Below are 9,235 nucleotides of genomic sequence, written 5' to 3' on the forward strand. Positions count from 1 at the left end.
GGCAGCTCGGTGATGACAATCGTGGTGCGACCCTTGGCATCTTCTTCGATCTCGACGACACCGCGCATGCGGACGGAACCGCGACCCGTGTTGTAGGCATCCTGGATTCCCTGGCCGCCGACGATCAGACCGTACGTCGGGAAATCGGGTCCCTTGACGTACTGCATGACAGCCGCAAGCGTGGTTTCCTCGTCGGCTTCGTAGTTCTCGAGAGCCCAGTAGATGGCGTCGGCAACTTCACGCAGGTTGTGCGGCGGGATGTTGGTCGCCATACCGACGGCGATGCCGTTGGAACCGTTGATCAGAAGGTTCGGGATACGGCTGGGCAGAACCGTGGGTTCCTGAGTCTTACCGTCATAGTTCGGCGTGAAATCGACTGTCTCGTGGTCGATTTCACGCAGCATTTCCATCGCGAGCGGCGTGAGCCGGCACTCGGTGTAACGCATGGCGGCCGCGCCGTCGTTGCCGCGGGAACCGAAGTTGCCCTGGCCGTCGACGAGCGGGTATCGCAGCGACCACGGCTGGGCCATACGAACCAGGGTGTCGTAGATCGAGGAGTCGCCGTGGGGGTGATAGTTACCCATGGTTTCGGCAACCGGTCGGGCAGACTTCACGTATCCGCGATCGGGACGATATCCGTTGTCGTACATCGCGTACAGCACGCGTCGGTGCACCGGCTTGAGGCCGTCGCGGACATCCGGCAGCGCGCGACCGACGATGACGCTCATGGCGTAGTCGATGTAGCTGTTCTGCATTTCCTGCTGAATGTCGACCGGTTCGATGCGGTCGTGCTGCGGTTCGTCCGGTGGCAACGTGGTGTCGGTCATGAGTTCACTTTCTTAAAAGAAGGGGGCGCAGGCGCCCACGTGCGCACTTTTGGTAGTCGGAACTACCAGAAAGGCCCACGGGGCCGCAGGCCCTACACGTCGAGGAAACGAACATCCCGGGCATTGCGGGTGATGAAGCTACGACGCGCTTCGACGTCCTCGCCCATGAGCACGCTGAACAGCTCGTCGGCAGCAGCCGCGTCGTCGAGAGTGACGAGACGCAGAACGCGCACCGACGGGTCCATCGTGGTTTCCCACAATTCCTTGGCATTCATCTCGCCGAGGCCCTTGTAACGCTGGATGCCGTCGTCCTTGTTGATCTTCTTGCCGGAATCGAGGCCGGCCTTGATCATTGCGTCGCGCTCGCGGTCGGAGTACGCAAATTCAGGCTGCGCACCCTTCTGCCACTTGAGCTTGTACAGCGGCGGCTGCGCGAGGTAGACCTTGCCGGACTCGACGAGCGGCCGCATGAAGCGGAACAGCAGCGTGAGCAGCAGTGTTGCGATGTGCTGACCGTCAACATCGGCGTCGGCCATGAGCACGATCTTGTGGTACCGCAGCTTGGCGATGTCGAACTCGTCGTGAATGCCGGTGCCGAACGCGGTGATGATCGACTGGACTTCGGTGTTCTTGAGGACGCGATCGATACGCGCCTTCTCGACGTTGATGATCTTTCCGCGAAGCGGCAGGATCGCCTGGTACATCGAGTCACGGCCGGACTTGGCCGAGCCGCCTGCGGAGTCGCCCTCCACGATGTAGATCTCGGATTTCTCCGGATCGTTGGAGCGGCAGTCGGCGAGCTTGCCCGGCAAGCCACCGAGGTCGGTTGCGCTCTTACGACGCACCAACTCGCGGGCCTTACGGGCGGCGATACGTGCCTGCGCCGACGAGACGGCCTTATTCACGATCGTCTTGGCGTCGGCGGGGTTCGCCTCGAGCCAGTGCTGAAGGTGCTCGTTGCATGCCTTCTGAACGAACGACTTGACCTCGGTGTTACCGAGCTTCGTCTTGGTCTGGCCCTCGAACTGCGGCTCACCGACCTTGACGGAGACGATGGCGGCGAGGCCCTCACGAATGTCGTCACCGTTGAGGTTCTGCTCTTTTTCCTTGAGCAGCTTCTTGTCACGCGCGTACTTGTTGACGACCGTGGTCAGTGCGGCGCGGAAGCCTTCTTCGTGTGTTCCACCCTCATGCGTATTGATGGTGTTGGCGAAGGTGTGCACGGACTCCGAGTAACCGGAGTTCCACTGCATTGCGACCTCGAGCTCGTGGCCCGTGCCCTTGGCCGTGAATCCGACAACCGAGTTGTGGATGGGGCTCTTGGACTTGTTGATGTGGCGGACGTAGTCCTCGAGGCCACCGGGGTAGTGGTAGACGCGAGTCTTGGCCTTGCGAGGTGCTGCAGCGACAGCTTCCTGCGTCTCAGCCGACTTGGGTGCCTCGGCTATTTCGGCAGCTTCGTCGTCGATGACCTCGGCACGCTCGTCGGTGAGCGTGATGGTGAGGCCCTTGTTGAGGAACGCCATTTCCTGCAGGCGGCGCGCAACGGTCTCGAAGTTGTAGCGAGTGGTCTCGAAGATTTCCGGGTCAGCCCAGAAGGTGACCGTGGTTCCGGTCTCCTTGGTGGCTGGGCCTTGAATCAGCTCACCCGGCTTGGAGTCCGTGTACGTCTGATGCCACTCATAGCCGTCAACCTTGATGTCGACGTCGAGCCTGGTGGAGAGCGCGTTGACCACCGAAATGCCCACACCGTGCAGACCACCGGAGACGGCATACGAATCGGAGTCGAACTTGCCGCCGGCATGCAGCTGGGTCAGTACGACCTCAACGGTGGGAACCCCGGAGGAGTGCATTCCGACCGGGATTCCGCGGCCGTCGTCGACGACGCGGATGCCACCGTCCTCGAGGAGGGTGACCTCGACCTTTGTGGCATGTCCGGCCATCGCCTCATCGACAGAGTTGTCGACGACCTCCCAAATCAGGTGGTGCAGGCCGCGTTCACCGGTAGAACCGATGTACATGCCTGGGCGCTTCCGTACCGCTTCCAGCCCTTCGAGGACCGTGATGGACGATGCGTTGTAGTTATTGCTGGAAGTGCTTGTATCTGACTTCTGGGCAGCCACGGGTGGGTAGCTCTCCTTCTCCGTCAATACTCGAGCGCAGCCGCCAGCAAACCCTTGCGGGGTGTCGTCGGAGCGGGTTCGAGAATGTTGCCGCTAGTTACCGGAGCCCATCTTACTGGCAAGCACCGACAGGAACCGCTCAATGACACCCCTGGTTGCTTCGCAGGCGAATTATTTTGGTCCCGGGAAGGTGAATCGCTAGGAAGATTGCTTGACTGGGCGACACTCGCCCAGGCTCGTAATAAATGCCCGGGCGTGGTCGGCAACGTCACCGGCGTGCGAAATCGGCGACCAGTGACCAGCTGGAATCTCGATTCGACGCAGGTCAGAGACCCATTTCTCGGTATCTTCGTAACCCACCGGCCGGACGGCCTTGTCGTACTTGTTCAGGATCAACTGAACGGGCACGTCCGTATACCTGTCCCGCGGCTTACCGAGAGATGCCCTGATATTTGCCCGGTAGAGCTTGAGTCCGTTGACCATGTCATCTGCGATCGTCGGTGCCGTGTTCACCAATTTGGGGTCGAGACCGTCGAAAAATCCGAGAAATGCCGGCCAATGCTTCGAAAACCACAACCGCAACGGCACGGTGCAGAGGCCCGGAATCTGAAAAAGAACGGTGTATGCCGACGCCACTCCCTGCGCTACCGGGCCGAGAAAACGCCGCTTGGACGCACTGGACCGGATCCATTTTCCGAGATGGTCGAGATTGGGGCCCGAGATGGAACTGAACGACGCGATCTTCTCTTCCGCCCCGGGTTCGCACACCGCTTCCCAGGCTTCGACGGATCCCCAGTCGTGAGCGAGGACGTGAACCGGTTTGTCGGGGCTGACGGCGTCGATGACAGCAAACAGATCAGCGGCCAGTGCGCTGAGCTGATAATCCTGCACTCGCGACGGAACGGTGCTCTCGCCGGCACCACGACTGTCGTAACTCACCACGCGGAAATCGTCGGCCAACAACGGCGCGACGCGACTCCACAGTTCGTGGGTATCGGGCCAACCGTGGACCAGGACGATGGTTTCGGCGTCTACCGGTCCCTGCTCGAACACGGCCAGGCTGACGGCACCGTTGGTGACGCGGCGAGCGGTCCCTGGGCGGGAAGTCACTGGGTGGGTAGTCACAGGGTGGGTAGTCACAGCATGAAGAGGAGAGTGCTTGGTCATCGGTGAACCTTTCGGTACGAGAATCTAGAGATCGAGTACAAGTCGTCCACCGTCGGAACGCGAGACGCAGATGAGCATCTCGTTTTCCCGCTCGGTGTCGGTCAAACGGTTTTCGCGGTGATCCGGAGTGCCGGCGAGTACCTTCACGCGGCAGGTACCGCAGAACCCCTGCTGGCAGGAGTAACCGACTCCCGGCAAGGTCTTCTTGATGACGTCCAATGCAGATTGGTCGGCCGGAACGGTCAGCACGCGCCCCGAGTTGACCAGTTGCACTTCGAACGGCACACCGTCTGTTACCGGCGGCGCACCAAACCTTTCGAAATGCAAAGCTGTGGAAGGTGTTTCACGGAACCCGGTGCGTACGGCGTCGAGCATCGGCGTCGGACCGCAGCAGTATACTGCTCCGCCTACCGGAGCACGCCCCAGAAGGTCTGCAGCAGTAGGTAATCCGTATTCGTCGTCGGGTCGCACAAACACACGCTCCGGATCCCACCCGGCAACCTCTTCGAGGAACGGCATGGATTCGCGGGAGCGGCCCGAGTACACGAAATACCAGTCCATACCCAATTCTCTTGCAGCCCTGACCATTGCAATAATCGGCGTGATGCCAATCCCACCGGCTACAAAAAGTGCGCTTCCACCGGCGATAAACGGAAAGCCGTTGCGTGGTCCTCGAACCGTGACGTGATCACTTGGTTGCAGGGCATGCATTTCGATCGATCCGCCGCCGCCGTAGGGTATCCGGCGCACCGCGACGCTGTATCCCGTCGCATCTGCCGGGTCTCCGCACAATGAATACTGCCGGCGTAGACCGGAAGGAAGATGGAAGTCCAGGTGCGATCCCGGATGCCACGGAGGAATCGGTGAACCGTCCGCTGTACTGAAACGAAGCCGCACAACGTTCTCGTCTGTCGCTACTACTTCCCGCGAAGTGACCACCATATTCAGGGCGGTATCAGGGTTGTGGCCGGCAATCTTCGGGTTGTAGTCGTAGGCCGTCAGAACTCGAAGGTACTTGTCCGCCAACAACTCTGTAATTTGCATGGCTCGGTCGGGCCGTCCACGGCCGGCAAGATCCGGTGGAGCCTGGTGCCGCGGCAAACCGCCGTGCCCGGTCAGAACGTCCTTGATCCTGGAGATAGAGGGAATCACTTCGCGGCCGCCTGAGCTGCTGGGGATGACGCCAAATACTTCACCGCCTGGGCCGTCGAGCCCTCGTTGCCGGGATGGTACGACTTCGAGAAGTACGTCGACATCCGCTTCACCAACTCGTAGCTTGTCGGCACGGTGCCCCGCTTGCCTGCGGCAACAAAATCGGAGAGGTGCGGGCGACGTCTGCTCGGCGCCTGCGCAGCGAGTTCGGGGTCGTTTCGCATCAGGAATCGGGTTCCGCGGATCCACAGCCAGACAATCACGGGTGTCACCAGGATCTGAGTACGAATTCTGCGGCTTTCACGCTTGTCGAAGTAGCGCATGACGTCGTACGCCACCGAGCGGTGTTCCACTTCTTCGGCACCGTGCCAGCGGAGCAGATCGAGCATGGTCGGGTGCATTCCCGCGCGGTCGAGACCTTTGGCATTGAGGACCCAGTCACCGAGAAATGCCGTGATGTGTTCGATGGCTGCGATAATCGCCAACCGTTCGACCAGGTGATTCTCGGCCCGCAAACCCGTCATCGGGCGAGGTCCGAGCAATTTCGAGAAGGTCCATTCCATCTGCTGGGTATATGGCGTCGGATCCAGCCCGTTTTCCTTCAGATGGACAAGAACGCCGGTGTGCGCGCCCGCGTGCATGGCTTCCTGGCCGATGAATCCGACGACGTCCTCGCGAAGCTTCTCATCCTCGATGAGCGGGAGTGCTTCTTTGAACGTTTCGACGAACCACGCTTCACCCGCCGGCAGCAACAGGTGTAGCACGTTGAGTACGTGAGTACTGAACGGATCACCGGGAATCCAGTGCATGGGCAGGTCCGACCAGTCGAATTCGACGTTGCGAGCCTGCAACAGAATGTGATCCGGCTCAGCGTAAATCTTGCTCGACATTTCGATTACTCCTCATGCCTGTGACACAGTTCACCTATGACGAAGGTTAACTGTAACATGAAGTAATAGGTATAACTAGGCTCGCTCAGCCGTAAGTATCGCGAGGTCCACGGCCTTTGACGTGCCGTTCACCCTTCCGCCAGCTCGGTGCACTCGGTCCAGTGATTCGAAGCGTCTTGACGACGCCGTCACCCACCGCAGCAGCGATTTTCGCAAGGATCTGGGACTGCATCATCCGCAGCTGAGTAGCCCACGCCGTCGACTCCGCCGAGATACTCAAAACGCCTTCACGCAGAGAAATCGGTTCGGCGTGCGCAGAAATGTCTTCACCGACAACCTGTGGCCAGCGACCCAGCACCGTGCCTTCGGACACCTTCGGGGACCATCCGCGCGATTTCGATATCGCGCTGGTCAAGGAGCCGAACGGTTGTGGATCGCGGGCATCTGGACCGGGACCGGACCAACCGCCTCTACGACGCGGTCGACCACTGCCGAACTTTGGCGACGAGCGTCCCTGGCCGACGGATTTGCCGTTGGCCTTGGCAGCAGCGCGGGCCTCCTCGAGGGCGCGGCGGGCCAGGTCGATTCCTCGTAGTTCCGGTTCTTTCTCGTCACTCATCGGATTCGACCTCCTCGGGTAGATCCTTCGAGACTATCCGCGAAATCCGACCTTCGGGGGTTTCCGACGCTTCGACGCCGAATTTGGCTGCCTCGAGTTCTTCGGGAACATCCTCGGGAACTGCGGCGGTGATGAGGACCTGTTCAGCGGTGGCTGCAACTGCGGCCAAGGCCTGTCGACGACGCCGATCCAGTTCGGCAAAAACATCGTCGAGAAGAAGCACTGGATCGCTGCCGTCGGTCCGCAGAAGCGAGAACCCGGCCAGTCTCAGCGAGAGCGCATACGACCACGATTCTCCATGGCTGGCAAAGCCTTTCGCGGGAGTGTCGCCGAGAACCAACTCGAGATCATCACGATGCGGACCGACCAGACACACACCCCGGTCGATTTCCTTGGTTCGCATCACCGACAGTTCGTGGTGAAAACGCTCCTCGAGGTACGCGACGTCGTCGATTCCGGGAACCCTTGTCGGATCAGTGAATTCGGGATCCAACGAGGTTCCGAGGCTGCTTCGATAACGAATGGAGGCAGGCCGAGATTCCGGTGCTATCGATCGATACGCCTGCGCGAGATGCGGTGCAAGATCATGAACCAACTCGAGGCGTCCGGCCAACAGTTGTGCCCCGTGAGCAGCAAGGTGTCCGTCCCACACCTCGAGGGTGGAGAGCACATTCTCACCGGACCCACGTCGAAGAGCCGCGCCGGCCGTCTTCAGGAGCGCCGAGCGTTGACGCAGAACTTTGTCGTAATCGGCACGGACAGCAGCCATTCGGGGAATCCGCGACGTCAACAGTTCGTCGAGATAGCGCCGACGATCACTGGGATCACCACGCACCAAAGACAAGTCTTCGGGAGCGAACATCACCGACTGCAGAATTCCCAGAACTTCACGGGGACGCCGCGTCGGCGACTGATTTATCCTGGCGCGGTTGGACTTTCCTTCGATCAACTCGACGTCGATCGTGAGCTCGCGCCCGGCATTGACCACTGTGGCACCGGCAAATGCGCTAGTGGCACCGCTGCGGATCATCGGAGCATCGGCAGAGACGCGATGAGACGACAGCGTCGACAAGTAACCGAGTGACTCGAGGATGTTGGTTTTACCGTGCCCGTTGGATCCGAGGAACACGGTTGTACCCGGAAGAAGGTCGAGTGTCAGGGAATCCCAGGAACGGAAGTCCCGCAACGAGAATCTACGAACGAACACTGTGGTTTCCCCGGATCCGAATGTCGGAGAGCCACCAGGACTCTCCGACGACAACTATCAGCCGGGAAGACGAACCGGCATCAGCAGGTAGGTGTACTCGCTCGAGGGCGCAGCGAAGTTACCGGACTCGTCCGGAGTCGGATCTTCTTCGGTAGCCGGACGTAGAACAGCCGGACGGCTGGGAGTCGTGAAGCCGAACAGCACGTTTTCACTGTGCAGCGAGGTCAATCCGTCGTTCAGGTATCCGGGGTTGAACGCGATGGTCAGCGGTTCACCCTGGAACGTCGCATTGAGGGTTTCTTCTGCGCGGCCGGCGTCGTCGCCACCAGCGGAGAGCAGGAGACCTTCAGTGGAGAACTGCATACGCACCTGAGCGCCACGCTCAGCCACGAGAGCCACACGCTTGATGGCCTCGATCAGCGGAGCCACCTCGACGGTTGCCATGGCTGTATGAGTTGCGGGCAGCAACTGACGGAACTTGGGGAACTCTGCATCGAGGAGACGTGTCGTTGTACGACGACCGTCGTTCACAATGCCGAGGAGGCCGTCGTTACCGATGCTCGAGCCGGAACCGAGAGCGAGCTCGACCGGCGAATTTGCATTGCCGGCAAGAGTTTTCGCGGATTCCGACAAAGTCTTGGCCGGAATGAGAACTGCTGCTTCGACATCAGGATTGGCCGGGGTCCACTCGAGCTCACGCACAGCGAGACGGAAACGGTCTGTTGCGGCAAGGACGATGGAATTCTGCTTGATCTCGACGCGAATACCCGTCAGCATCGGCAGGGTGTCGTCTTTACCAGCAGCAATGGCGACCTGGCTGATTGCTTCAGAGAACAAGTCAACCGGGATGGAACCGGATTGCTGCGGAAGCGTCGGAAGCTGCGGGTAGTCCTCGACCGGCATTGTGGGCAGGGAGAACTTTGCGCTTCCGCACGAGATGAGAACTCGAGTGCCCTCGAGGGACACATCGACAGGCTTGTTGGGCAGGGACTTGGTGATGTCAGCCAAGAGGCGACCCGAGACGAGTACCTGACCCACGGTGGTCACATCTGCGGAGACGCGGACCTGAGCGGACACCTCGTAGTCGAATCCGGAGACGGTGAGTCCCTGTTCGGTTGCATCGAGAAGAACTCCGCCGAGGACGGGAACAGGCGGCCTCGAGGGCAGGCTGCGGGCAACCCACGCGACTGAGTCAGCGAATTCTTCCCGGGAAACGCGAAACTTCAGGCTTCCAAGCTCCATCGCCGGGT

General features: G+C 60.4%; 8 protein-coding genes. All 8 read right to left on the reverse strand.

Annotated features, from left to right (window positions below; all coding sequences use genetic code 11):
- Positions 1 to 827: DNA gyrase subunit A (locus QM600_RS28005; RefSeq protein ID WP_283265020.1), on the reverse strand; the 827-nt coding region annotated here is incomplete at its 3' end.
- A gap of 92 nt (positions 828 to 919) precedes the next feature.
- Entirely contained in the window at positions 920 to 2,950 is a 2,031-nt protein-coding gene (gene gyrB / locus QM600_RS28010; protein WP_283265021.1) for a DNA topoisomerase (ATP-hydrolyzing) subunit B, read from the reverse strand.
- A gap of 198 nt (positions 2,951 to 3,148) precedes the next feature.
- Positions 3,149 to 4,117, reverse strand: a complete 969-nt coding sequence (locus QM600_RS28015; RefSeq protein WP_283265022.1) for an alpha/beta fold hydrolase — start codon at positions 4,115 to 4,117, stop codon at positions 3,149 to 3,151.
- A 24-nt stretch (positions 4,118 to 4,141) separates the two neighbouring features.
- Positions 4,142 to 5,266 carry a PDR/VanB family oxidoreductase gene (locus QM600_RS28020; protein WP_283265025.1) on the reverse strand — a complete coding sequence of 375 codons (1,125 nt, stop codon included), beginning with the start codon at positions 5,264 to 5,266 and terminating at the stop codon, positions 4,142 to 4,144.
- Positions 5,266 to 6,159 carry a metal-dependent hydrolase gene (locus QM600_RS28025; RefSeq protein ID WP_283265023.1) on the reverse strand — a complete coding sequence of 298 codons (894 nt, stop codon included), beginning with the start codon at positions 6,157 to 6,159 and terminating at the stop codon, positions 5,266 to 5,268. The genes QM600_RS28020 and QM600_RS28025 overlap by 1 nt, the downstream gene beginning before the upstream one ends.
- Positions 6,160 to 6,244: 85 nt before the next feature.
- On the reverse strand, positions 6,245 to 6,778 hold the full coding sequence (locus tag QM600_RS28030; protein WP_169635314.1) for a DUF721 family protein: 534 nt from the start codon (positions 6,776 to 6,778) through the stop codon (positions 6,245 to 6,247).
- Positions 6,771 to 7,985, reverse strand: coding sequence for a DNA replication/repair protein RecF (recF, locus tag QM600_RS28035; protein ID WP_283265024.1), 1,215 nt, complete (start codon positions 7,983 to 7,985; stop codon positions 6,771 to 6,773). Before recF ends, QM600_RS28030 begins: the two co-directional genes overlap by 8 nt.
- A gap of 57 nt (positions 7,986 to 8,042) precedes the next feature.
- Positions 8,043 to 9,227, reverse strand: coding sequence for a DNA polymerase III subunit beta (gene dnaN / locus QM600_RS28040; RefSeq protein WP_094270588.1), 1,185 nt, complete (start codon positions 9,225 to 9,227; stop codon positions 8,043 to 8,045).
- Between the last annotated feature and the right edge of the window lie 8 nt (positions 9,228 to 9,235).

Origin of the sequence: Rhodococcus sp. IEGM 1379, from assembly GCF_030056815.1 — a bacterium.
GTDB lineage: Bacteria > Actinomycetota > Actinomycetes > Mycobacteriales > Mycobacteriaceae > Rhodococcus_F.